The following is a 24,133-nucleotide window of genomic DNA, read 5'->3' as shown; positions in this document are numbered from 1 at the left end:
AATTTTTTACTTGCGAATCAAGCAAAAAAATGTTTATTTAATTAATAACACTTCTTTAATTTAAAAATAAATCATAGATGAAACCTTATGGGAATCAACTTAATTTTAAAAAAAAAGTTTTATATGAAAGTAAAAAAAATTCAGAAAAAATATCCATAATTAATATCAAATTAATACATCAAATTTTCGACACCATTAATATCTCTCTTTTGGTATTAATTTTCACCTTATTTTTCTTATCTTTTAATAGTCAAAGAAAATGGTCAAATACATATAAAAACTTATCTAAAACAATAGCTATCAATAATAATCTCATCGATTATATTTCTAAAATTGAGGAATTTTATATTAGTGAACTTGAGTCTCTCAATATTTATAGAAAAACTAAACCTGAAGATTTAATTTATCTAGATAAAATTCCAAAAAGAAAAGAAAGTTTGTTTAAGAAAAATTTAAGTAGTTTTATTGATGGTTTTAGTGATAGCAAATATCAAAGAGGCTATTGATGAAAAAATACAAAAAGATTGTTCGTCTAATACCCCTTGATCAAAGAAGATTTAAATTTCTCTATATATTTAGCTTACTATTAATATTTTGTTTGTTCGGTAGGTTAGTTAGATTGCAAGTCTTTAACGCCTCTGATTTGCAAAGGAAAGCTAGATTAATACAGTCTTCTAAAACTAATGCCTTAAAAAAAAGGAGAGCAATTGTTGATAGAAATAATAGATTAGTTGCTTACGATAAACCTCTCTATAAATTATGGGCCCATCCAAAATATTTTAATTTTCCTGGAGACTCAATTAATAGAGTTCGCAGTATTGAAGAAGTTATAGAAAAATTGTCTCCTATCTTGGAAATAAATGTTGAAATACTATTGAGTAAATTTAATAATAAAATGAGTGGTATCAAGCTTTTGGATAAAATTTCGGAAGAAAAGGCTGAAAAGATTAAGAACCTTCAAATAAGTGGAATTGATTTATTTAAATATTCGCAGAGATATTATCCTCAAGGGAAGCTTTACTCTAATCTTGTCGGTTTTGTTAATGATGAGAATATAGCTTCAGCAGGTTTAGAGCTTTATTTAGATAATCAAATTAAAGTTTTTAATAAAAGTAATTTAATAAAAAGAGGAGGAGATGGAACTCCTTTACCGGATAATTCAGCCCCAGGCGATTTTGTTTCTGATTACAAAAGTTTAGGCCTAACTGTAGATTCAAAATTACAGAAAGCCTCATTTAGTGCATTATCAAAGCAAGTAAGCAAATGGAAAGCGAAGAAAGGATTTGCGATAGTTATGGATGTTAACAATGGTCGGATTCTCTCATTGGTTACAGTCCCATCGTACGATCCAAATAAATTTTGGCAGTACGACTCTCGACTTTTTAGGGGTTGGTACTCTCAAGATTTATTTGAGCCTGGTTCAACTTTTAAACCTATTAATCTTGCCTTAGCTTTAGAAGAAAAAGTAATCCAGAAAGATGGACTAGTTGAAGATATAGGAAAAATTAATGTTGGAGGATGGACACTTTCTAATTGGGATAAACAAGGTAATGGATACATTGATTATCCAAAAGTTTTGCAGGTTTCAAGTAATGTTGGGATGGTAAAAATAATGCAAAATTTAGACCCTTCAATTTATTGGGATTGGCTAGAAAATTTAGGTATAAATAAAAATTTAGAGACTGACTTATTTGAATCAACTGCTGGCCAACTAAAGAGAAAAGATTTATTTGTAAATCAATCAATTGAGCCTGCTGTAACTTCTTTTGGCAAAGGTTTCTCAATCTCGCCACTTAAATTGCTTCAACTTCATGCGGCTCTAGCAAATGGTGGTTATGAAGTTACTCCACATGTAACCTCAACTTTCAAAGAAAGAGTTAATAAAAATCCAAAAAAACAATTTTTTTCAAACAAAGTCTCTAAAACTGTTCTTGAATGGATGGAGAGCGTAGTTGATAAAGGTAGTGGATCTGGAGTGAAAATCGAGGGTTATAGAATAGCGGGTAAAACGGGCACTTCCCATAAAGCCTTGAATGGTTCCTATACAAATAAAAAAGTTTGCAGTTTTGTGGCGACCTTACCAGTTAATGATCCTAAATATGTTGTCCTTGTAGTCGTTGATGAGCCATCTAAATCTTATGCATATGGCTCAACTGTTGCTGTACCAGTTGCTAAAGAAATTATCGAGAGTTTGATAGTAATTGAAAAAATACCTCCCAAGATTAAAGATCATGGAATGATTGTTAAAAAACCCTAAAATTTTCCAATTTTATAAATATTTAGTTCATTATCTGATGATTTCATCAGGAATAAAAGCTAGTTTATGTATATATATATGATTATCTAGATATGAAATCAATTTTAGAACAATTGTCCTCAATGACCGTTGTTGTTGCTGATACTGGAGATTTAGATTCTATAAAGAAATTTCAACCAAGGGACGCCACCACCAATCCATCTCTAATACTTGCTGCTGCTAAGAACCCTGATTATGTGAAATTAATTGATAAAGCTTTAGAAAATTCAGAAAATGAATTGCCCCAAGGATTTTCCGAAATTGAATTAATCAAAGAAACTGTTGACCAAGTTTCAGTATTTTTTGGAAAAGAAATATTGAAAATTATTTCAGGGCGCGTATCTACAGAAGTTGATGCAAGACTGAGCTTTGACACAGAAGCTACGGTAGAAAAAGCGAGAAAATTGATCAATCTTTACAAAATTTTTGGTATCGAAAAGGAAAGAATTTTGATTAAGATTGCTGCAACTTGGGAGGGAATTAAGGCAGCTGAAATTTTGGAAAAAGAGGGTATTAAGTGCAACTTAACTTTACTTTTTAACTTCTGCCAAGCGGTAACCTGTGCCAATGCAAAGATAACTCTAATTTCTCCGTTCGTTGGCCGTATATTAGATTGGCATAAAGCAAAAACTGGTAAAACTAGTTTTGTTGGTGCTGAAGACCCTGGTGTTATTTCGGTTACGCAAATATACAAGTACTTTAAAGAAAAAGGATTCAAGACAGAAGTAATGGGGGCTAGTTTTAGAAATCTTGATGAAATAAAAGAATTAGCAGGTTGCGACCTTTTAACAATAGCGCCAAAATTTCTTGAGGAACTGAAAAAAGAAAAAGGAGAGTTAGTTAGGAAATTAGATGTAAGTACCCAAATAAATAATTCTATTGACTATGAATTTGAAGAAAAAGATTTCAGATTAAGTATGTTAGAAGATCAAATGGCAAGTGAAAAGCTCAGTGAAGGGATTACTGGATTCAGTAAGGCTATAGAAGAATTGGAAGAGCTGCTACTAAAGAGATATTCAGAGATTAAAAATCATAAATTGATTTCTGCTAACTAAATTTAAGTTTAAATTGAAAAGTATTAAGTCCCACTTTTTGTTAAAAGCCTTCTAATAACTCTTTTTGCAATATCTTCATAACTCATTTCTCCTGATAATATTTGAGCAATACGTTTAGGTGCTGTTTTTCTTTTGACACCTAATTGATATCCAGTTCTGGGAAATCTATAAAATACTTGAGCTATTCGCCTCCCCCAAGCCATTGATTTCCCCCAAATGTTGTTAATTTTTTTTGTATAAAGATTTAAATCATTTACTTTTCCTGATAGGGACTGGTCTATGTATTCTGCAGCATAAAAACTGCTAATTAAAGATGGTCTAATTCCTTCAGCTAAAAATGGATCACATAGAGATGCTGCATCTCCAACCGCTAAAACTTTGTCACCATTAATTGAGTGGAAGCCATTCCATATTCTCAGTTTCTTAATAATTATTTTATGAGGAAAATCATCAAAACCGAAGCTTCTGATTACTTGTTTATTTATAGCCTGATTTTCTAAAAGACCATTATTTATAAAAGTACCTAAACCAATATTTAAGCTTTCTTTTAAGGGGAATGCCCATGCAAAACCATATTTTATAAATCCAAACTCAAATCTAACTGCATCTCTAGGTATTTCACCTAACCCTTTCAATCTTAATGAGAGTGTGTTTGCAAATTTCGGTTTTCTTGGTCCTAAATTGAAATAACTCGCCCATTTCGATTGGGACCCATCTGCAATTACAAGAAATTTTGTAATATATTTTATTTTGTTATTGCAAGAAATTTCCCATTTATCAATTTTTTTTATGATTTTTTCTATTAATAATGGCCTCATTATCTGAGCTCCATTACTCAAGGATTCATCAAGTAATAATTGATCTAGTTTTTCTCTTTTAACAATCCAAAATGGGGATTCACCAGTCAGATCAGCAGTTACATTATCTGCAGCCTTCCATCTGAATTCAACATTCTTAATTTTTGATTCTATGCAATCTTCAATATTTAAAGGAAGAAATCTTTGCATTGAAGATGCCATCCCCCCTGCACATGGTTTGTAATCTTGAGATTTTTCTTTTTCAATAATTAAAACTGAATATCCTTTCTTTGATAGGTTAAGGGCGGTGGATGATCCTGATAAACCTCCACCAATTATTACAACATCAAATTCTATCAAACTTTTAGAATTTCCTTCTCTTTTTCAGACAATTTAGTTTCTATTAAAGCAATATATTTATCGGTAATTTTCTGAATTTCAGATTGATTATCTCTCGATTCGTCAATAGAAATAAGGCCATCTTTTTCGTCTTTTTTTTCTTTATCAACAGCATCTCTTCTGATATTTCTCAAAGCTACTTTTCCTTCCTCTGCATATTTAGAGGCTAATTTACAAAATTCTTTTCTTCTTTCTTCTGTTAAAGGAGGAACATTTATTCTTATTACTTTCCCATCATTATTTGGAGTAATACCTAAATCACTCATAGAAATAGATTTCTCTATCGCTTGTAAACATGAAATATCAAAAGGTTGTATTGAAATTGTTTGCGAATCAACAGTGCTTATAGTGGCAAGCGATTTGATTGGTGTTTCTGCTCCATAGTACTCAACACTTACTCTGTCTAATAAGGAAGCATTAGCTCTGCCTGTCCTGATTGTATTAAAGTTTCTTTGTGTGGCTTCAATACTTTTATTCATATTTTCTTGAATTTCTTTTTCTTTCATAATTAAAAAAATTAAATGATCCTTAACTAATTAAAGAGCCTATTGGCTCACCAGCAACAGCTTTGGAAATATTTCCTTTTTTGAATATATCAAAAACCATAATTGGGATATTATTATCTTTGCAGAGTGCAATCGCAGTACTGTCCATAACTGCAATTTCATCACTAAGAACTTGTTGATAACTGAGAGAGGAATATTTTTTTGCATCTTTAAATTTATTAGGATCACGATCGTATACTCCATCAACTTTAGTAGCCTTCATAACAACTTCAGCGTTTATCTCTGCTGCCCTCAAAGCTGCCGTAGTATCAGTTGTAAAAAATGGATTTCCGCATCCACCTCCGAAGACTACAACTCTGCCTTTTTCTAGATGCCTCATGGCTCTCCTTCTGATATAGGGTTCGGCAATTTCCTGCATTTCGATTGCTGTTTGCACTCTGGTTGCAACTCCTACTCTCTCAAGACCATCTTGAAGTGAAATTGCGTTCATTACTGTTGCTAGCATCCCTACATAATCAGCAGTCGCGCGATCCATTCCGTCTGCAGACCCTTTAAGCCCCCTAAAAATGTTTCCACCACCAACAACTATTGCAAGTTGTACATTATTTTCGACTACTTTTGAAACATCCTCTGCAATTGACTGGACTATAGCAGGATCAATACCATAAGGTTTTTCACCCATTAGTGCTTCACCACTAAGTTTTAAGAGAACTCTTTTGTAAGCCATTCAATAATTGTACTTTTAAGACCTTAGCAAGTAAATGTACCAATTTTATTTTTTGTTCAGATATTGCTTGCGTCTTTAAACATTTCTAAACTTGCCTAAAGAAAATTTTAAATAATAATTTACTACAACTAAAATTCAACACACTTTTGCGCTTTTATTCCTTGTTCTTTAAATGGATGTCGTATGAGTTTCATCTCAGTAACTAAATCAGCGTAATTGATAATTGAATCAGATGCTCCCCTTCCAGTTAAAACAATATGATTTTTTCTATTATTTAAGCTTTTTAAAAAGGTTATTATTTCTTCGGGAGCAAGATAACCAAGTTTTGTAGCAATATTAATTTCATCAAGAATGATAAGTTTATAAGATTCGTTTTGGATGTATTTTTTGGCTAATTGCCACGCCTCTTGAACTAATTTTTCATCTCTAATTCTATCTTGAGTTTCCCAAGTAAATCCTTCTCCTAATGAATGCCAAGATAGGTTTGAAGAAAAGTTTTTAAGTGCTTTTTCTTCTCCAGTAGTCCAGCCGCCCTTGATAAATTGAATTATCGCCACTTTATAACCATGCCCTATAGTCCTTAAAGCCATACCCAAAGATGCAGTTGTCTTGCCCTTACCATTTCCTGTGAAAACAATCAATAATCCTTTTTTTGTTTTTCTAATTTCTAGTCTTTGGGCTTGAATATCTTTTCTTTGCCGCATTCTTTTTTTATATGAGCTCTCATCGCTATCTGATGATAATTTACCTCCCATTCCAAGTTTATTTGCTTGATTATCGAGGTTAAGTATTTTCTCGGAAAATGAAGGTTTTTCTTGCATATGACCCTTAATTTTATTTAATTATTATAAATCTTTAAATATTTTTTACTCTTGTAACTTTTAAAAGTGCATTATTCACTGCCTGTTGTTGATCTCTTTTAGTAATCCAATGGTGATAGGTTTGAGTATGTAAACTAACCGAATGCCCCATCATTCTGGCAGCCACAGTATCAGGTAAATCATAAAAAATTGTTCTAACTGCCCAAGCATGCCTTAGATCATAAGGTTTTATTTGCAAAGAGTAACGCTTAAACTGGTCTGTAATTTTTTTTCCAATATTCTGTAAGGTTGTCACTTTAAGGTCTCTATTAATGTTTGGTAAAAGTTCTGGATTTTCGCCAAGTTTTGATAATTCGAACTTTTCCACCCATTCAGGATGAAATGGCCAAACTTGATGTTCCCCAGTTTTAGTCGTAGGCAAAACTCTTATAATTTTGTCTCCAAAATTAGTAAGAGAACTTAAATCACAAAAAAATACTTCATGATTCCTTAATCCATAAGTAGCCATCAGACCAAAAACAAATTTCCAAGACTTGTTTGGTATCGTCTCCCACAGTTTCTCTATTAATTCGTCTTTAGGTAGATCCCTAAATCCTGCTTTGTTCAGACCATATCCTCTAGAATTTAATTTCCAATCTTCTGGCAGTTTAATGTCCAAAAACTTTGCTAAAACGCTTAGAGAGGTAGCGCATTGTTTCCTACTTCTGGTACCTTCCTTATAACTTTCAAGTGTTTTCTGAAATATTTTTTCTAAAGCTTCATTTTCGTGATCACTATAAACATCTAGGATTCTTTTCATATATGGTTTGTAAGAACTTCTCCAAGTAGTTTTTCTAGTGCTGGTTCGAAAATCACTTTTATTTTCTTTAAAAAAAAATTCCTCAAATTGATTTAATCTTTTTGGGAATTCAAAACCATCTTTTATTTCCTTTTTATAAGGTTTGCTTATCCAATTAATCCAATCAAATTGATTTAATTCCAATTGTAAATTGATTAATTGCAATTTTTTTTTGGCTTCCTCTAACCCAGAAATATCAGCCTTTAAGCCAAGAGATATTCTTTGAATTTTAAAGTTTTTGTTATCTTCCTTTGAGGGTAGTGAACCACGAATATTTAATTTCTCTCCTCTTTTCTCGATTTTTAGCTTGCTGCCTTTGGTAGCAAATTTTTCATTGACATTATTAATTTCCTGAATTACGTTCATTTACTTATATAATTGACCATATAATGACGTTTTTAATGTTGATTTTCAATCTCCATAAATTTTAAATGGATAAAATAGGCGTCTTACTAATGAATTTAGGAGGGCCTGAGCGCATTACTGATGTTGGCCCATTCTTATACAATCTTTTTTCTGATACAGAAATTATCAGGACACCATTCCCTGTATTTCAAAAGCCACTAGCTTGGTTAATTAGCACTCTTAGGAGTACTACTTCACAACAGGCCTACCTTTCCATAGGTGGAGGTTCACCCATCAGAAGGATAACTGAACAACAAGCAAGAGAATTACAATCTAAATTAAGGGACAAGGGGTTTAATGCCACTACCTACATCGCTATGAGGTATTGGCATCCTTTTACAGAATCTGCAATTGCTGATATGAAAGCAGATGGCATAGATCAAGTTGTTGTAATACCCTTATATCCGCATTTTTCGATAAGTACTAGTGGTTCGAGCTTTAGAGAATTAAAAAAATTGCGAGATTCTGATGATGAATTTAAGAAGGTTCCAATGAGATGTGTAAGGAGTTGGTTCAGTCAATCAGGTTATTTAAAGTCTATGGTCGAATTAATTTCTGAACAGATTTCACTTTGTGAATCACCTTCAAAAGCCCATATATTTTTCACAGCTCATGGAGTTCCTAAGAGTTACGTAGAGGAAGCTGGAGACCCTTACAAGCAACAGATTGAAGATTGTTCTTTATTAATTATAAATGAGTTGGAAAAATGTTTAGGTCATAGTAACCCTCATACACTTTCTTATCAAAGTAGAGTTGGTCCTGTTGAATGGTTGAAGCCTTATACAGAAGAAGTGTTAGCTGATCTTGGAAGGTCAAATGTTAATGATCTGATTGTGGTCCCCATAAGTTTCGTTGGAGAGCATATCGAAACATTGCAAGAAATTGATATTGAATATAAAGAAATTGCTGAAAAGGCTGGTATTAAAAACTTTCGGAGAGTTAAGGCTCTAAATACTCATCCTACTTTTATTGAAGGTCTTAGTGATCTAGTGATTTCCTGCTTGGAAGGACCTCTAGTAAATATAGAGGAGGCTTCTCAGTTACCTGAAAAAGTTAAACTTTATCCTCAAGAGAAGTGGCAATGGGGTTGGAATAATAGTTCAGAGGTGTGGAACGGAAGGGTTGCAATGATTATTTTTCTTGTGCTTTTTATTGAACTTATTTCAGGTTCTGGACCCTTACATAAATTAGGCATTTTATAAAGAAAAATTGTTATTTTTTTGAAAATTTTTGAATTTTTAAAAGATGTTTTTGAATATATTTCTGACATTACATTTCTAAATAAGGCAAAAGTATTTAATTGAGTTTAATATTTATAGTAAATATTGAATTTCTTTAGTGACCCTTACTTCGAGATCCTTTTCAAAGGGTAGTTCAAAACATGAAAATCCAGTTTGGATAACTGGTGCAGATGCACTAATGGATTCTCTAAAAATTCATGGAGTAAAAGTTATATTTGGATATCCTGGGGGAGCCATACTACCAATATATGATGCTGTTCATAAGGCAGAACAAGATGGTTGGTTAAAGCACTATATGGTTAGGCATGAACAAGGTGGTTCACATGCGGCTGATGGATATGCAAGATCTACTGGTGAAGTAGGAGTATGTTTTGGAACCTCAGGCCCAGGGGCAACAAATTTGGTAACTGGAATCGCCACTGCGCAAATGGATTCAGTCCCTCTAGTTGTAGTTACAGGTCAAGTCCCAAGACCTGCTATAGGGACAGACGCTTTTCAAGAAACTGATATTTTTGGCATCACTCTTCCAATAGTGAAACATTCATGGGTAATAAGGGATCCTAAAGATATCGCGAAAGTAGTATCTGAGGCTTTTTTTATAGCCTCATCTGGAAGGCCTGGCCCTGTTTTAATTGATATACCCAAAGATGTAGGTCAGGAGTTCTTTAATTACCAAAGAGTTTTGCCTGGTGAGATTATTCCTAAAGGATTTAAAAGGAATGGAGAAATTAATGATTGCGATATCAACAAAGCAATTAAACTAATAGAAGATTCTGAACGACCTCTTTTATACGTAGGAGGTGGCGCAATATCTTCAGGAGCTCATGATGAAATAAAAACTTTGGCAAAGAATTATCAAATACCAGTTACCACAACTTTAATGGGTAAGGGAGCTTTTGATGAAAAAGATAATTTATCAGTAGGGATGTTAGGAATGCATGGAACTGCTTATGCAAATTTTGCTGTTACAGGATGCGATCTTTTAATTGCTATTGGGGCTAGATTCGATGATAGGGTGACAGGAAAATTAGATACTTTTGCACCTAATGCAAAGGTAATTCATATAGATATCGACCCAGCAGAAGTTAATAAAAATAGACGTGTAGATGTTGCAATTGTTGCTGATGTTTCAAAAGCTGTTCTGAAAATTAATGAACAATCTCTAAAAAACAAATTTACTTGTCGTACGAAAAACTGGTTAGAAAAAATTGATTCTTGGAAACATAAACACCCTTTATATGAACCGCCTGAAGAAGGAGAAATTTATCCTCAGGAAGTTCTTTTAAAAGTGAGGGAACTTTCACCAGAAGCTTATATAACTACAGATGTAGGACAACACCAGATGTGGGCTGCTCAATATCTTAGGAATTCTCCAAGAAAATGGATTAGTAGTGCAGGCTTAGGAACCATGGGTTTTGGATTGCCAGCAGCAATTGGAGTAAAAGCAGCCTTACCTAATTCAGATGTAATTTGTATTGCAGGAGATGCAAGTGTCTTAATGAATATTCAAGAATTAGGAACCTTATCTCAATATGGTCTAAAGGTGAAATTGATTATTATCAATAATCGCTGGCAAGGTATGGTAAGACAATGGCAGGAAAGTTTCTATGATGAAAGATATTCCTCATCTGATATGAGTTGTGGTGAACCTGATTTTGTAAAACTTGCTGAGTCTTTTGGAGTAAAGGGGTATTTAATTTCTGATAGAAAACAATTGCAGAATGAATTAGAAAATGCGCTTGATCATAACGGCCCTGCCTTGATTAATATCCTTGTCAGAAGAGGTGAAAATTGTTATCCAATGGTTCCTCCTGGTAAAAGTAATGCTCAAATGGTTGGATATGTTAATTGTGAAGACTAATTTTTTAAAAACTCCTCATTTTAAAAAATTAACTTTAAGATAATTTTAAAAACTTAGAAATTTCTGAATTGAAAAAATTATCAAAAATTTTAATTATAATTTGTTTGATTTTTCTTAATCCTGTAATTGTAAACTCAGCCGAAATTCTTCAAATTAAAAGTTCAAATACTATTTTGGTGGGGGATCAAAATAGAAATTTAACTATTGAATTATTTTGTATAGATGTAAATGAAAATGATGAGATTGAAGCAACTAATCTACTTAAGAGTGAATTCCCAAGGGGGAGAAAAGTGAAAATAAAGCCTTTTGGTTTCAAAGAGAATGTTTTGATAGCCAAAGTTTTTAATATTAAAGGTACTAAGGAGATGACGGAATTATTGGTCGCTAATAACTTAAGTAGTGAAATTTGTCCAAGTTAATTATCTTTATGAGCAAATAAGATTCCATTGTCTTGAGATTGTTTTGCTCCTTCTCCAGGAATAAAATTCATTATTGAATTTGTATGTGCATAAATTTGAGATGTCTATATTTGTATAAGGGATTTTCTCATTTAAAAGTTGTCTATAGGCAGATCTTTTTAGATCAATTTGATTTAAGTTTTGCTCTCTGAAGTGATTTGAATCATTAAAACAAAAATCTTTTTTAGTTTTAGTCAATTTGACAGTTATGTTTTTGTTTTCGGCCTTTCTATAAAATTCTTTGAGAGTAATTTTATCAACTAGATAATTTTCCTTGGAAATCGCTGGTCCTATTGCAACAAGTAACTCATCTCTAGATGTCCCAAAAGTATCGAAAATTTTTACCAGATTTTTTATTATTTTTTTTTCTAAACCTTTTCTTCCACAATGCAAGGTTGCTACATTTCTTGTCCTTTTATCTGCAAAAAATATTGGCATACAATCAGCTGTATAAACCCATAAGTTTTGACTGCATTTATTGCCAACCAGACCATCTGCATCAGTCTTAGTTCCTTTTTGCGAATGAGATCCAAACACTATCACATTACTATGAATTTGATTGGAAACACAATTTATAGAATTTTCATTAAAGTGATTCCCTAATAATTGAAGAGATTTCTCAGAGCAAGACTTCGTGAAGTATGCATGTTTGAAATTATTTTGACTAAGAATAGGTGATGAATAATACTCAAATTTTTTATTTTGAATATAAATTTCATCTTTTGAGAAATATATTTCTTTGTAAGGAATAGTTCCTGCTCCTAAACTGAATTTATGTAATTAATTCAATATCTCTTAAGATCCAGAATCCTGCAAATTTTTCGATATAAGGCGTTGACTGTATGGAAATAAATTGATAACCAAAAGAATTTTTTTTATTCTCTAAAAATTTTGTATTTAAATTCTTTGCATCTTTTTCTGGTAAATCAGTTACCAGCCACTTATCATCTTCTGAAGCTTCAAGTATGAGTTGGTTCTTATTCATGACTAATTTAATAGGTTCTAAACAACTGAACCATGCAGAAAGTGCTAAAGATCTATCTTTGCTAAAAAGTCTTAATCCTGGAACTAGGTAATTATCATCTAAACCTTGCTGAATTGGGAAAATATCTCCAAATTCTATAGGCCAATTTTCTGCTGATTTTAATTCGCCAATTGATATTTCAGAGATAGTTAAAGCATCGCCCCTCACTGCTTCTGGCAGAGGTTGAGGAGGATTTTCCATTTTAGAAGAAAAAGTAGGGGCTAATACACCTCTTACATAACCTTTTTCCTTTGGATAAATCTCTTTCTCGAGAAATTCGATTCTATCTAATAAATCGTAAGTTCTCCTACTTACAATAGCCTCAATACTAAGGGCTTCCAGAGATTTTTTAATGATTGATTTCATTGACGACCTCCAGAATCGAACTATTGAAGGTTTCTCCCAACCTTGTTTTTTTGCTTCACTTATTGCTTCATTTAGTGCTTTTGTAAGCCATACTGAGTTAACTTCATTGGCAGGGCATTTTTTATTCCAAAGAAAAATATCTTCTGTCTTATAACTTCTTGTAGAGCAAATAATTAACTCCCACCTTTTTTTTCCGTTTGATTCAATAATTGGTCTTGAGTAAAAGTCTAATTCCCAATCTGAAATTTTTAATTTAAGACTTGACTCTATTTTTTTGTTGATGTTCATTTATCTTGATCTTTTTTATCGAAGAGTGCTTTAGTTTTTAATGCTCTCTCTGTGGCTTCTTGCATAACTTTTTGCTTATCAATAATTAATTCTCCCGCAGAGTTTTCCAGGAGTGCTGTATTGAGACCAATGCGCCCTTTTTCGAGGTCAATTTCAGATATCAAAGCTTTTATAATTTCCCCTTCTCTAAAAACTTCTCGTAAAGAGCGAATCGATCCATTTGTTAGTGAGGATTGATGAAGAAGCCCACTAGCTCCCCCTAAATCAATAAAAAAGCCATATGGCTTTACAGCTAAAACTTCTCCTTCAATTAATTGACCTAATTCAAGACTTGTAAGTCTAGAAACTAATGATGCTTTCTTCTCAGAGAGAACTAATTTTCTGGATTCTGGATTAACCTCAAGAAACGCCACTTTTAGATTTTTGCCTACAAAAGATTGATAATCTTGACCATCTTCAAGTTGGGATCTGGGGATAAATCCTCTTAATCCATCTACATCACAAGTAAGCCCACCTCTGTTAAATCCATTAATTAAAACGTTAATTAATTCTCCATTTTTTGCGGAACTTGATACTTTCTCCCAACTTTGCCTGAGAATTAATGCTCGAGCGCTCACTGTTACCATCCCATCAGCATTTTGTTCTTTGATAACCAAAACTTCCATCTCAAGGCCTATAGAAAACTTTTCTTTAAAGTTAGTTATGACACCCAAACTACATTCTTTTTTGGGCATATAACCAGGTGCCTTTCCACCAATATCAACATATAATCCATCACTTTCGATTGCTATAACCTTTCCTGAAATTGTTTCTCCAGTAGCCCCAATTGGCTCATTTGCATTTAAAGCCTCCAAAAAAGCACTTTCATCAAAATCGAATTCATCAACTGTTCTTTCTAATTGAAAATCTGTATTTTGCTCAGAAAAATTAAGCGGTCTATTGAAGTCTTGTGGAGTTAAATCTTGTTGAGAAATATCAAAATCCTTAATCTTTTCACTACTTTCCTCAATTTCTTTTACTGAATTATCTTTAGTGATTTGAGGTTTGATTGCAATATTTTCTTTTTTTATGTCTTCTTGCGAATTGTTTTGCTCATAATTTATTTCTTGAGAATCTTTCTTGCTTATGTGAAGTACCTGAAGAGGTTTTTTATTGCCCTTTGGTTGGATATTATCTTGGGCATTTTTATTACTTGCTCCCATCGTAGGTAAAATAAGAATAATTAATTATTAACATACTCTAAATGTTAATACTCAAAATTAAAATTAATGAACTTTAAACCAATATCTAATAAATTTGAATATTTAAATTGGCAAGAAATTGAGAGTATTGCAAAAGAAAAAAGATCTACAGTGATTTGGCCATTTGGTGCTGTAGAGCAACATGGACCTCATTTGCCTCTTGCTACAGATAGTATTTTTGTTGATGACATCATTAGCGAAGTTTTTAAATTATTACCTTCCGATATTCCATTAAAAAAACTTCCAACTCAATATATTGGGTTTTCGCCAGAACATAAAGGTTTTGCTGGGACAATTTCACTTTCTTCAAATTTAATAACCTCAATGATTAAGGAAGTCGGAGGTCAATTATCTGAAATGGGTTTTAAAAGATTGATATTAATAAATGGACATGGAGGTCAAATCTCACTACTAAATACAGCAGCAAGAGAGCTAAGAAGTTTCTCACCAGGGATGGCAGTTTTCCCTTGTTTTCTATGGAGTGGTGTTAATGGATTAAGTGAATTGTTAACAAAAACTGAGATCGAGGATGGGCTTCATGCCTCTTTGGCTGAAACAAGTTTGATGCTCGCTTTAAAACCAGAATTAGTAGGTGATGAACGCCCTAATGAGGGCATTAAAGGACAAATCCCAGAAGGGTGGAGTCTAGAGGGGAAAGCGCCTACTGCTTGGCTTACTGACGACTTCAGTAAATCAGGTGTTATTGGAGATAGTAGAGGAGCAAATGAGTCTTTAGGAAAAGATTTAAAGGAATTATTGATTAATCATTGGTTCAAATTGATTATGAATCTGATGCAATCAGATTGGCCAAACAATTCTTAAATTAGTTTAAGTAAAAAATGTGACTTAACAATTGAAACTATTTTCATGATATTTAAATAAACTCTCTATAATCGTGTAATATTCATGCATAATGAGCTAAAGATTACTGACATGCAAACTCTAGAATCAAATAAAAAAACTATTGAAGAATCGATTAATCCGATTTCTTTAGATTTACCCGACTTCACTACAGATTCTTATAAGGATGCATATAGCAGAATAAATGCAATTGTTATAGAGGGAGAGCAAGAGGCTCATGATAATTACATTTCAATAGCAACTTTAATTCCAAATGAGTTAGAAGAACTAACTAAATTGGCGAGAATGGAAATGAAGCATAAAAAAGGCTTTACTGCATGTGGAAGAAATTTAGGTGTAGTAGCTGATATGGATTTTGCTAAAAAATTCTTTTCTAAATTACATGGTAATTTTCAAGTTGCTCTCGAAAAAGGAAATTTAACAACATGTCTTTTAATACAAGCCATCTTAATTGAAGCATTCGCAATTTCTGCTTATAACGTCTACATAAGAGTTGCGGATCCTTTTGCAAAAAAAATAACAGAGGGAGTGGTTAAAGATGAATATCTTCATTTAAATTATGGTCAAGAGTGGCTTAAAGAGAATCTATCAACCTGTAAAGAGGAATTAATGGAAGCTAATAAGGTTAATCTTCCGTTAATTAAAAAGATGTTAGATGAAGTAGCAGATGACGCATCAGTTTTAGCTATGGACAGAGAAGAACTGATGGAAGAATTTATGATTGCTTATCAAGATACATTGATGGAAATAGGTCTAGATAATAGAGAAATTGCAAGAATGGCTATGGCAGCTATCGTCTAATTACTTCTCTAATTAATTAAGGCTTTTAATAATTAATCAAACCTATTTAAGTAGTTACCTCTGTGCTATTGTTCATAACATCGTATAGAAACCATTTATAAATTTTAAATGTTTGGGTTAATAGGTCACTCAACCAGTTTTGAAGATGCAAAAAGAAAAGCTTCGATGCTAGGCTTTGATCATATTGCTGATGGCGACTTGGATGTTTGGTGTACTGCTCCTCCTCAGCTTGTTGAAAATGTAGAAGTTAAGAGTGCAACTGGAATATCTATTGAAGGTTCCTATATTGATTCGTGCTTTGTTCCTGAAATGCTTTCTAGATTTAAAACCGCTAGAAGAAAAGTACTAAATGCTATGGAACTAGCTCAGAAAAAAGAGATTAATATTACCGCTTTAGGAGGATTTACTTCTATTATTTTTGAGAATTTTAATCTTCTACAGCATAAACAAATTAGAAATACTTCATTAGAGTGGGAAAGGTTTACTACTGGCAATACTCATACTGCCTGGGTTATTTGTAAGCAACTAGAAATAAATGCTCCTCGCATCGGGATAGACCTTAAAAAAGCAACTGTTGCTGTGATTGGTGCTACAGGTGATATTGGTAGCGCTGTTTGTAGGTGGCTTATCAATAAAACTGGGATTTCAGAACTTCTTATGGTAGCAAGACAACAAGAACCTCTAGCTCTCTTACAAAAAGAATTAGATGGCGGCACCATAACAAGTTTGGATGAGGCATTGCCTCAGGCGGACATTGTTGTGTGGGTTGCAAGTATGCCTAAAACTATTGAAATTGATACTGACAACTTAAAAAAACCATGTTTAATGATTGATGGTGGATACCCCAAAAATCTTGATGAGAAATTTCAGGGTGAAAATATTTATGTTTTAAAAGGAGGTATAGTAGAGTTTTTCAATGATATTGGTTGGAATATGATGGAACTTGCGGAAATGCAAAACCCTCAGAGAGAGATGTTTGCTTGCTTTGCAGAAGCTATGATTTTAGAATTTGAAAAGTGTCATACAAACTTTAGTTGGGGAAGAAATAACATTTCTCTTGAAAAGATGGAATTTATTGGAGCAGCTTCATTAAAGCATGGTTTTTCCGCCATTGGACTTGATAAGCAGCCTAAAGTATTAACTGTCTAAATCATGGCTAAGCGTTACCTTCTTGATTTTGAAAAGCCTCTTGTTGAACTTGAGAAGCAGATAGAGCAAATTAAAGAATTAGCTCGAGATTCAGAGGTAGATGTTAGTCAACAGCTTCTACAGCTTGAAACCTTAGCTGCTAGAAGAAGAGAAGAAATATTTAAATCTCTCACCCCTGCTCAAAAGATTCAGGTGGCTAGACATCCTCAAAGACCAAGTACTTTGGACTTTGTTCAAATGTTTTGTGATGACTGGATTGAATTACACGGAGACAGAAATGGTGGCGATGATATGGCATTAATTGGGGGGATAGGTTCGATAAATAATAGACCAGTGTTGATGTTAGGGCATCAAAAAGGAAGGGATACAAAAGAAAATGTAGTTAGAAACTTTGGGATGGCAAAACCAGGAGGTTACAGAAAAGCTCTTAGATTAATGCAGCATGCAAATAGATTCGCTTTGCCAATTCTTACATTTATTGATACTCCTGGAGCTTATGCTGGTTTAAAAGCTGAGGAACAAGGTCAAGGTGAAGCAATTGCAAGAAACCTTCGAGAGATGTTTGGATTGAAAGTTCCAATTATTGCTACTGTCATTGGAGAAGGAGGTTCAGGAGGCGCACTTGGAATAGGTGTCGCCGATAGGTTACTAATGTTTGAACACAGTGTTTATACGGTTGCTAGTCCAGAAGCATGTGCATCAATTTTGTGGAGAGATGCTGCGAAGGCACCAGAAGCGGCATCAGCACTTAAAATTACAGGCAATGATTTACTTAAATTAGGTATTATAGATGAGGTTTTACCAGAACCTTCTGGTGGGAATAATTGGGCTCCTTTAGATGCTGGTAATACACTAAAAGAGGCTATTGAGAAACACCTGAATGCTCTACTTCAAATGCCTGAAGACCAATTAATTGAGGAAAGATACAAAAAGTTCAGAGTTTTAGGAAAATTTATCGAAGCAAATAATATTGAAGAGATTTATAGTGAAATCCCCCAAAAAACCGAATAACTTGAAACTAGCTTTTATAACAGGTGCTACGAAAGGTATTGGTAGATCTACCGCAATTACTTTTGCCAATGCTGGCTGGGATTTAATTTTACTCTCCAGGAATATGGATTTATTGGAGAAACTAAAAAGCGAACTTTTGACTACTAAATCAAAAATTAACCTAATTAAATGCGATTTATCTAATCCTTTAGAAATAGAGAATTGTGTTAAAGAAGCAATTGAGAAGTATGGGTGTCCTTCAGTATTGATAAATAATGCCGGTTGCGCATTTAATGGACCTTTAGTTGAAATGGATTTAGGTCAATGGGAACAAACTATTCAAATAAACCTCACAAGTGTTTTTCAAATTTGCAGCTCAATAATCCCTCAAATGAGAAAAAATGGTGGTTTGGTGATTAATGTTAGTAGTCATGCCTCATATAATGCATTCCCCCAATGGGGAGCTTATTGTGTTTCAAAATCTGCATTAGCAATGTTTACTAAATGCTTGAGGGAAGAGGAGAGATCTAATTCAATAAGAGCGTGTACGATAACTTTAGGTTCAGTAAATACTCCTCTTTGGGACTCAGAATCTATCAATGCTGATTTTGATAGAACTTCTATGCTCTCCTCAAGCGAAGTATCAGATACTATTCTCTATATGGCTCAACAACCTGAATCTCAACTGATTGAAGACTTAACTTTAATGCCTTCTGGAGGAGCCTTTTAAACATTCTGTTTATCTGACTAATCTTAAAACAGTGATTTTTTTTAGTGCTACTTGAACCCGATTGAACAAGAGAATGTGATATAGTATATGAGCAATTAAGCTTTTTGAAGATACAGTTAATTAAGTTGCATACAATTTTCTGTTTAGAATTTTATGACCTCTACATTACCCAACGATAATATTAGAAACTTTGACGACCAGATTACTAATAAACTAATTTCTGAAATTATAAGAGACAGAGTTAAGAATTCTGGGAAAAGGTTTAGCGCTAATGATAATATTTCTGACTTTATAAATCCAGGTGAATTAGAAATTTTAGAAAAAGAAGTAGCCTCAAGAATTAAAGACTTACTAAAGTCCCTCGTAATAGATGTAGAAAATGATCATAATACTCAAGAAACTGCTGAAAGAGTTTCAAAAATGTATTTAAATGAAGTTTTTAAAGGTAGATATCATGAACAACCTAAAGTCACAAGTTTCCCTAATGACAAAAATCTTGATGAAATATATACAGTTGGCCCAATTTCTGTCAGATCTGCATGCTCACACCACTTAGTTCCAATTCTTGGAGAGTGTTGGATAGGTATTAAACCCGGAAATAAAGTAATAGGACTTTCGAAATTTGCTAGAGTTGCTGATTGGGTTTTCTCAAGACCTCATATTCAGGAAGAGGCTGTAATGATCCTTGCAGATGAAATTGAAAAACTGTGCGAACCTAAAGGCTTAGGCATTATTGTAAAGGCCCAACATTATTGTATGAAGTGGAGGGGAGTCAAAGAGCCAAATACAAGCATGATTAATTCTGTTGTGAGAGGAGATTTTAGACACGATTTAAGTTTAAAACAAGAATTTTTTGAGCTTGTAAAACAGCAATCCGCTACTAATAATTACTAAATCCTTTTAACAACTTAAAAAGTTCCTCTGTTTTTTTAATATCTTTGTAACCTGGAAATATTTCAATACTACTTGAAATATCTAGTCCATCTGGCTTTAAGTCAGTGAGGATTTCATCAATCCATTGAATTGATATTCCACCTGCTAACCACCATGGTTTGCTGAATTGCAGATTCTTTAGATAAATAGAATTTATTTTTTTCCCTGAACCTCCATAAGTCTCTTTATTCCAAGAATCAAGTAGTATCGCATCAACAAAATCCTCAAAAGGTTTTACTTTATCTATATCCTCTTCCGTTTTTATTCTGAAAGCCTTCCATAAGCCAATATTGGGAATTTGCTTCCTTATTTTTTTGCAATAATCAATATCTTCATCTCCATGTAATTGAATGATAGTTTCACTTGGGTTGCCTAAGAAGTTTTTGATAATCAAATCTATAGGGCAATTTTGCACAACAGTTACCCTCTCGATTTTTGGGTAAAAATTTTCGAGGGTTTTAAATACTTTTTTCTTGATTTCAGCTGATACATACCTTGGAGACTCTTTAACCGAAATAATGCCAATAGCATTCGCTCCTAATTTAGCGACTTGAAGAGCTTGTTCTTCAGAAGTTAGTCCACAAACTTTAACTAACGGATTAGTCTTGGGCATATCATTATGCTGCATGTAAGATTAATATTATTGATAAATATAGCGGAGATTATTTTTGAGAAGTTGGCAAATTTTTAAAATATGGGGAATTCCCTTTAAAGTTCATCCCTATTGGTTTGTTATTCTCTTTTTATTCTCATGGAGTATAAGTAATCAGGTCAATTTATCTTCTGGCGATATCTACAATAATAAAGAAGCTTGGATTATAGGGTTTTTAACTTCTTTTTTCTTATTATCTTCAATTATTTTTCATGAGATCTTTCATACTTTTGTTTCACTTAATCAAGGTGTAAAAATAAAAAAAATTACTTTTTATTTTTTAGGAGCAATTTTACAAATAGATAAGTATTGTCAAACTGCCTTAGGTAATATAAAAATTGCAATTGTTAGACCTCTTTTATGTTTCGCCACAGCATTTATCCTACTTTCAATCAGTAATAACAGTGCATCTCAAGAACAAATAGCAGTTAATGTAATTTCAAGAGTAGGCATATTTAATTTATTCTTAGGCTTCTTAAATTTGATTCCAATTGGTTCTTTAGATGGGGGGAATTTATTAAAAAGTATTATTTGGCATTTCTCAGGGAGTAAAAATAAAGGAAGAAATTTCCTTAATAAAGTAAATTTATCACTATCTTTTTTTGTTTTATTCTTTGGGATAATTTGTTTATTTAGATTTAACTTTTACTTCGGTTTTATTCTTTCTTTTTTGGGCTTGTTTGGAGTTAATTCATCAAAATCTGAAAGTCAATTTTTTAAAATTGAAAACATACTTAAATTTGGTAAAGTTTCTGAGATCAAATTAAAGCCTTTGAGGAAAATTGAATACGATGCAAATTTTTCAGAATTTAATAAATTAATAAAAAATAAAAAGGATGCATTGGATAAATATTTTTTTGTTACGAATAATGGTAGATGGACCGGTTTTGTTGATGAGAATATTTTAAAGACTGTTTCCTTAAAAAAATGGGAACGGAACTTTGTTGGAGATTTTAAAAAACCAATCGATAGTTTTGAAAGTGTATCTTATAACGACAAGTTATGGAGAACTATAGAAAGACTTGAAGAAACAAATGAAGGTTTTTTATTGGTTCTCAATGCTGCAGATATCCCTTTGGGAATAATTGATAGGTCAAAAATTGGAAACTTTGTCTTGAATAAATTAGGTTTTAATTTGCCTTCAGATATTGTTAACAAATTAAACTTTAAAAATCATTATCCCTTAGGAATTGAATTGCCGAGAATAATTAATTCAATGAAACAGAAAGGAGATCTTTAATAATTCTTTTCATTAAAATTTTTTACTTTTTTATTATCTATGGCCACATTTTTGAAATTTATATTTGATTTATTTTTCAGGAATGAATTTCTCAAATGTTGAACTATTTCATCATTTGTTAGTTTTAAATTTACTTTTGGTGGAGCTTCTTCTTTGAATAATTTGAACCACAAATCTCTTGAAGGATTTGTTTGAATTTCTCCATGTTGAAGGAATGCACCTTTTTTACGAAATTGAGCACTACCTATTCTCTTAAACCCATCCTGATCAACTAAATCAGAAATTAATGAAGTCCCAAAACAATTTGTTTGAATGCTTGATTTTCGTAAATTACCATATTGTAAGTTTAAACCTAATTCTCTAAAACTTTTAATTAACCAATTATTAACCATTTCATAACTTAGGACTTTATAGTAACTTTTTTTAAATGTTAATGAATATGTTATGCCTCCTGAATGCAGAACAGCACCCCCTCCAGAGGGACGTCTAACAATATTAATTTCCCCATTTGATAATAAATTTTTCCAATGAAGAGGAATTTCCTTTTGGTGATAGCCAATTGAAAGCCAATCCCCAGTCCAATAGTAGAACCTCAATGTGAGAATTATTTCAGGATTCGAAATTGTCTGATTTAAAGAATTTAAATCTAAAGCCATTTGATCAAATCCAGGTAAATTATTTGTTGAAAAAATTAAAGCCTGATTTGCAATTCCCAAAATTAACTTTGTAGGTTTATTTATGATAATTTTCAATAAATTTTTTCTTTCAATTTGTTAATTACGTAACATCATTTTGTAATAGTGTTTCAAATCTTCTCTTTTCGGTGGAGAATATAGAAAATAATTTTTTTACCATGGAGCCAACTCAAACAATAAATCTTATTGCATTAAGCCTCATAGTTGTTATGCATGCAGGAGTTTTAGCATTAAGACTAGGAATTAGTTTAGGTAGGAACTAAAATCTATTAGAAAATTTAAAATTTATAAGGTAATAATAAAGTAAGACTGAATTAATTTTTTCAGTAAAAAAATCAAGTTCTTAATTTGTCAAAATCTTTTTATAAAAATAGTATTTTCCAAAAAAAATATTTATTGTCTGTATTTATAAAAAGACAACATAAACAGGATAATTTTGTATTATTGATTTTTTTAATTATAAAAATTAGCTTTTCACTTTTAGCAATAATAAGCCTGATTAAGCTTGGCTATAGTTCTAAGGTAAGGCTGATCAGATTAAGGGAAATTGAAGACTCATTTTTATACGAAAAATATAGATTTAATGCTTTAACAGATAAGTTTGATGATTTATTCTCTTCTGAAGGTGAGCAAAGATTTATGAAGGATCAGGATCAAATAATTTCTAGGGACATTATCAGAGTAATATGGCGTTGATAAGGATGATTTTGAATCATTCTACTTTTTATTTCTCAATTAACTTTTTTGCTAGTGAGTAAAGACATTAAGGGTTTAGCCCTAATAACAGGAACGACTTCAGGAGTTGGATTAAATACTCTAAAACCTCTATTAAGATTTGGATGGGAGGTTATAGCAGTTAATCGATCAAATAAGAGAGCTATAAAAATAGCTGAGGAATCCTTGACAAAAGAGGAAGTTAAAAATATTCACTTTATAGAAATAGATCTTTCTAACTTGGATGATGTGAGAAAAGGTTGTGATGAAATATTAGAAAGATTTAAGAAGCCAATAAATTCTCTTATTTGTAATGCAGCAGTTTATAAACCGAGACTAAAGAGACCTGAAAGGTCTGCTCAGGGGTTTGAAAACTCTATGGCAGTAAATCATTTTGGGCATTTTCTTATGATAAACCTACTTATGGAAAATATTTTATCTTCTGAAAGAGAAATTATTTTAAATGGCAAATCAACTGTATTCAAGCCAAGAATTACAGTATTAGGGACCGTTACGGCTAATTATTCAGAACTTGGAGGAAGGATCCCCATCCCTGCCCCAGCTGATTTGGGAGATTTATCTGGATTCAAAAATGGTTTTTTATCTCCAATAAGTATGGCAAATGGAAAGAAATTTAAACCTGGTAAGGCTTATAAGGATAGTAAACTTTGCAATATGGTGACCGTTCAGGAATTGTCAAAAAGATATCATGCAGAGAAGATTATTGTAAATTCTCTATATCCTGGATGTGTAGCTGATACAAAACTTTTTAGAGATACACCTTGGTTATTTAGATTACTTTTCCCGATATTTCAAAAATTCATAACAAAAGGATATGTTTCACAAAGACTGGCAGGGGAGAGGGTCGCTCAAGTGGCAACTTATAAAGAATTTGCTAAACCATCAGTCCATTGGAGCTGGGGAAATCGTCAGAAAATTGGCAGAAAAGCTTTTTCTCAAAAGTTGTCAAAAAGAATAATTGATACCAAGACCTCTCAACAAACTTATGATTTAACAAGCCGGTTGGTTGGATTAGATTAATTTA

At 32.5% G+C, this 24,133-nt stretch carries 26 protein-coding genes; 16 read left to right on the top strand and 10 right to left on the bottom strand.

What is annotated here, in order from left to right; translation table 11 throughout:
- Positions 1–77: 77 nt before the first annotated feature.
- From BS621_RS02095 to tal, 3 genes are all read left to right on the top strand, one after another.
- Positions 78–506, top strand: a complete 429-nt coding sequence (locus tag BS621_RS02095) for a hypothetical protein (protein WP_077141656.1) — start codon at positions 78–80, stop codon at positions 504–506.
- The gene (locus tag BS621_RS02090) at positions 506–2,257 is read left to right on the top strand and encodes a peptidoglycan D,D-transpeptidase FtsI family protein (protein ID WP_077141655.1); all 1,752 of its coding nucleotides are present in this window, start codon (positions 506–508) and stop codon (positions 2,255–2,257) included. Before BS621_RS02095 ends, BS621_RS02090 begins: the two co-directional genes overlap by 1 nt.
- Positions 2,258–2,349: 92 nt before the next feature.
- Complete coding sequence (gene tal, locus BS621_RS02085; protein WP_077141654.1) at positions 2,350–3,351, top strand: transaldolase; 1,002 nt, start codon at positions 2,350–2,352, stop codon at positions 3,349–3,351.
- 23 nt (positions 3,352–3,374) lie between these two features.
- Here tal and BS621_RS02080 read toward each other — a convergent pair whose 3' ends face one another.
- The 5 genes from BS621_RS02080 to BS621_RS02060 form a co-directional block, all read right to left on the bottom strand.
- On the bottom strand, positions 3,375–4,508 hold the full coding sequence (locus tag BS621_RS02080) for an NAD(P)/FAD-dependent oxidoreductase (RefSeq protein WP_077141653.1): 1,134 nt from the start codon (positions 4,506–4,508) through the stop codon (positions 3,375–3,377).
- Positions 4,505–5,053, bottom strand: coding sequence for a ribosome recycling factor (gene frr / locus BS621_RS02075; protein WP_011818029.1), 549 nt, complete (start codon positions 5,051–5,053; stop codon positions 4,505–4,507). The genes BS621_RS02080 and frr overlap by 4 nt, the downstream gene beginning before the upstream one ends.
- A gap of 22 nt (positions 5,054–5,075) precedes the next feature.
- The gene (gene pyrH, locus BS621_RS02070) at positions 5,076–5,780 is read right to left on the bottom strand and encodes a UMP kinase (RefSeq protein WP_077141652.1); all 705 of its coding nucleotides are present in this window, start codon (positions 5,778–5,780) and stop codon (positions 5,076–5,078) included.
- Positions 5,781–5,908: 128 nt separating this feature from the next.
- Positions 5,909–6,601 (bottom strand): cob(I)yrinic acid a,c-diamide adenosyltransferase, encoded by a 693-nt coding sequence (gene cobO / locus BS621_RS02065; RefSeq protein ID WP_077141651.1) that lies wholly within the window; start codon positions 6,599–6,601, stop codon positions 5,909–5,911.
- Positions 6,602–6,635: 34 nt separating this feature from the next.
- Positions 6,636–7,805 carry a site-specific integrase gene (locus BS621_RS02060; RefSeq protein WP_077141650.1) on the bottom strand — a complete coding sequence of 390 codons (1,170 nt, stop codon included), beginning with the start codon at positions 7,803–7,805 and terminating at the stop codon, positions 6,636–6,638.
- Between the two features lie 65 nt (positions 7,806–7,870).
- On the opposite strand from BS621_RS02060, the gene hemH reads away from it, so the two are divergent.
- The 3 genes from hemH (at position 7,871) to BS621_RS02045 (ending at position 11,365) form a co-directional block, all read left to right on the top strand.
- On the top strand, positions 7,871–9,046 hold the full coding sequence (gene hemH / locus BS621_RS02055) for a ferrochelatase (RefSeq protein WP_077141649.1): 1,176 nt from the start codon (positions 7,871–7,873) through the stop codon (positions 9,044–9,046).
- Positions 9,047–9,182: 136 nt separating this feature from the next.
- Entirely contained in the window at positions 9,183–10,946 is a 1,764-nt protein-coding gene (gene ilvB / locus BS621_RS02050) for a biosynthetic-type acetolactate synthase large subunit (protein ID WP_077141648.1), read from the top strand.
- A 68-nt stretch (positions 10,947–11,014) separates the two neighbouring features.
- Positions 11,015–11,365 carry a hypothetical protein gene (locus tag BS621_RS02045; RefSeq protein WP_077141647.1) on the top strand — a complete coding sequence of 117 codons (351 nt, stop codon included), beginning with the start codon at positions 11,015–11,017 and terminating at the stop codon, positions 11,363–11,365.
- A gap of 6 nt (positions 11,366–11,371) precedes the next feature.
- Here the strand turns inward: BS621_RS02045 and pgeF are convergent, their stop codons facing one another.
- From pgeF to BS621_RS02030, 3 genes are all read right to left on the bottom strand, one after another.
- Positions 11,372–12,076, bottom strand: coding sequence for a peptidoglycan editing factor PgeF (gene pgeF, locus BS621_RS02040; RefSeq protein ID WP_083703279.1), 705 nt, complete (start codon positions 12,074–12,076; stop codon positions 11,372–11,374).
- Between the two features lie 100 nt (positions 12,077–12,176).
- A complete protein-coding gene (locus BS621_RS02035; protein WP_077141645.1) occupies positions 12,177–13,082 on the bottom strand; it encodes a Tab2 family RNA-binding protein in 906 nt (301 codons plus the stop codon).
- On the bottom strand, positions 13,079–14,284 hold the full coding sequence (locus BS621_RS02030; protein ID WP_077141644.1) for a S1 RNA-binding domain-containing protein: 1,206 nt from the start codon (positions 14,282–14,284) through the stop codon (positions 13,079–13,081). Before BS621_RS02030 ends, BS621_RS02035 begins: the two co-directional genes overlap by 4 nt.
- Positions 14,285–14,350: 66 nt before the next feature.
- Between BS621_RS02030 and BS621_RS02025 the strand changes: the two genes are divergently transcribed.
- From BS621_RS02025 to folE, 6 genes are all read left to right on the top strand, one after another.
- A complete protein-coding gene (locus tag BS621_RS02025) occupies positions 14,351–15,145 on the top strand; it encodes a creatininase family protein (RefSeq protein WP_077141643.1) in 795 nt (264 codons plus the stop codon).
- Positions 15,146–15,256: 111 nt separating this feature from the next.
- Complete coding sequence (locus BS621_RS02020) at positions 15,257–15,985, top strand: aldehyde oxygenase (deformylating) (protein ID WP_025953569.1); 729 nt, start codon at positions 15,257–15,259, stop codon at positions 15,983–15,985.
- A 108-nt stretch (positions 15,986–16,093) separates the two neighbouring features.
- A complete protein-coding gene (locus BS621_RS02015; protein WP_077141642.1) occupies positions 16,094–17,134 on the top strand; it encodes a long-chain acyl-[acyl-carrier-protein] reductase in 1,041 nt (346 codons plus the stop codon).
- Positions 17,135–17,137: 3 nt separating this feature from the next.
- On the top strand, positions 17,138–18,145 hold the full coding sequence (locus BS621_RS02010) for an acetyl-CoA carboxylase carboxyltransferase subunit alpha (protein ID WP_077141641.1): 1,008 nt from the start codon (positions 17,138–17,140) through the stop codon (positions 18,143–18,145).
- Positions 18,120–18,854 (top strand): SDR family oxidoreductase, encoded by a 735-nt coding sequence (locus BS621_RS02005; RefSeq protein ID WP_077142639.1) that lies wholly within the window; start codon positions 18,120–18,122, stop codon positions 18,852–18,854. The genes BS621_RS02010 and BS621_RS02005 overlap by 26 nt, the downstream gene beginning before the upstream one ends.
- A 153-nt stretch (positions 18,855–19,007) precedes the next feature.
- Positions 19,008–19,748 (top strand): GTP cyclohydrolase I, encoded by a 741-nt coding sequence (gene folE / locus BS621_RS02000; RefSeq protein WP_077141640.1) that lies wholly within the window; start codon positions 19,008–19,010, stop codon positions 19,746–19,748.
- On the opposite strand, the gene BS621_RS01995 is transcribed toward folE, so the two are convergent.
- Positions 19,735–20,400 carry a phosphoribosylanthranilate isomerase gene (locus BS621_RS01995; protein WP_077142638.1) on the bottom strand — a complete coding sequence of 222 codons (666 nt, stop codon included), beginning with the start codon at positions 20,398–20,400 and terminating at the stop codon, positions 19,735–19,737. The genes folE and BS621_RS01995 overlap by 14 nt on opposite strands.
- A 55-nt stretch (positions 20,401–20,455) precedes the next feature.
- Between BS621_RS01995 and BS621_RS01990 the strand changes: the two genes are divergently transcribed.
- Entirely contained in the window at positions 20,456–21,679 is a 1,224-nt protein-coding gene (locus BS621_RS01990) for a site-2 protease family protein (RefSeq protein ID WP_077141639.1), read from the top strand.
- Here BS621_RS01990 and BS621_RS01985 read toward each other — a convergent pair.
- Positions 21,676–22,431: a lipoyl protein ligase domain-containing protein gene (locus tag BS621_RS01985; RefSeq protein WP_077141638.1), complete on the bottom strand. Its 756-nt coding sequence runs from the start codon at positions 22,429–22,431 to the stop codon at positions 21,676–21,678. The two genes, BS621_RS01990 and BS621_RS01985, sit on opposite strands and share 4 nt — an antisense overlap.
- Before the next feature lie 101 nt (positions 22,432–22,532).
- On the opposite strand from BS621_RS01985, the gene psaM reads away from it, so the two are divergent.
- From psaM to BS621_RS01970, 3 genes are all read left to right on the top strand, one after another.
- Positions 22,533–22,637, top strand: coding sequence for a photosystem I reaction center subunit XII (psaM, locus tag BS621_RS01980; protein ID WP_025887817.1), 105 nt, complete (start codon positions 22,533–22,535; stop codon positions 22,635–22,637).
- An 85-nt stretch (positions 22,638–22,722) separates the two neighbouring features.
- Positions 22,723–23,070 (top strand): hypothetical protein, encoded by a 348-nt coding sequence (locus BS621_RS01975; protein ID WP_077141637.1) that lies wholly within the window; start codon positions 22,723–22,725, stop codon positions 23,068–23,070.
- Between the two features lie 54 nt (positions 23,071–23,124).
- Positions 23,125–24,129 (top strand): protochlorophyllide reductase, encoded by a 1,005-nt coding sequence (locus tag BS621_RS01970; protein WP_077141636.1) that lies wholly within the window; start codon positions 23,125–23,127, stop codon positions 24,127–24,129.
- Positions 24,130–24,133: the final 4 nt, after the last annotated feature.

Source organism: Prochlorococcus sp. RS04 (assembly GCF_001989455.1).
Taxonomy (GTDB): domain Bacteria; phylum Cyanobacteriota; class Cyanobacteriia; order PCC-6307; family Cyanobiaceae; genus Prochlorococcus_A.
Note: the sequence above shows the minus strand (reverse complement) of the source record. Positions and strands in the feature narration are given on the sequence as shown.

Coding starts and splice junctions, on each gene's coding strand:
- pyrH (WP_077141652.1), bottom strand. CDS start 5,780: ATGGCTTACAAAAGAGTTCTCTTAAAACTTAGTGGTGAAGCACTAATG.
- cobO (WP_077141651.1), bottom strand. CDS start 6,601: ATGCAAGAAAAACCTTCATTTTCCGAGAAAATACTTAACCTCGATAAT.
- BS621_RS02010 (WP_077141641.1), top strand. CDS start 17,138: ATGGCTAAGCGTTACCTTCTTGATTTTGAAAAGCCTCTTGTTGAACTT.
- BS621_RS02095 (WP_077141656.1), top strand. CDS start 78: ATGAAACCTTATGGGAATCAACTTAATTTTAAAAAAAAAGTTTTATAT.
- hemH (WP_077141649.1), top strand. CDS start 7,871: ATGGATAAAATAGGCGTCTTACTAATGAATTTAGGAGGGCCTGAGCGC.
- BS621_RS02035 (WP_077141645.1), bottom strand. CDS start 13,082: ATGAACATCAACAAAAAAATAGAGTCAAGTCTTAAATTAAAAATTTCA.
- BS621_RS02020 (WP_025953569.1), top strand. CDS start 15,257: ATGCAAACTCTAGAATCAAATAAAAAAACTATTGAAGAATCGATTAAT.
- psaM (WP_025887817.1), top strand. CDS start 22,533: ATGGAGCCAACTCAAACAATAAATCTTATTGCATTAAGCCTCATAGTT.
- BS621_RS02060 (WP_077141650.1), bottom strand. CDS start 7,805: ATGAACGTAATTCAGGAAATTAATAATGTCAATGAAAAATTTGCTACC.
- BS621_RS02025 (WP_077141643.1), top strand. CDS start 14,351: ATGAACTTTAAACCAATATCTAATAAATTTGAATATTTAAATTGGCAA.
- folE (WP_077141640.1), top strand. CDS start 19,008: ATGACCTCTACATTACCCAACGATAATATTAGAAACTTTGACGACCAG.
- BS621_RS01995 (WP_077142638.1), bottom strand. CDS start 20,400: ATGCCCAAGACTAATCCGTTAGTTAAAGTTTGTGGACTAACTTCTGAA.
- BS621_RS02090 (WP_077141655.1), top strand. CDS start 506: ATGAAAAAATACAAAAAGATTGTTCGTCTAATACCCCTTGATCAAAGA.
- tal (WP_077141654.1), top strand. CDS start 2,350: ATGAAATCAATTTTAGAACAATTGTCCTCAATGACCGTTGTTGTTGCT.
- frr (WP_011818029.1), bottom strand. CDS start 5,053: ATGAAAGAAAAAGAAATTCAAGAAAATATGAATAAAAGTATTGAAGCC.
- BS621_RS02030 (WP_077141644.1), bottom strand. CDS start 14,284: ATGGGAGCAAGTAATAAAAATGCCCAAGATAATATCCAACCAAAGGGC.
- BS621_RS02015 (WP_077141642.1), top strand. CDS start 16,094: ATGTTTGGGTTAATAGGTCACTCAACCAGTTTTGAAGATGCAAAAAGA.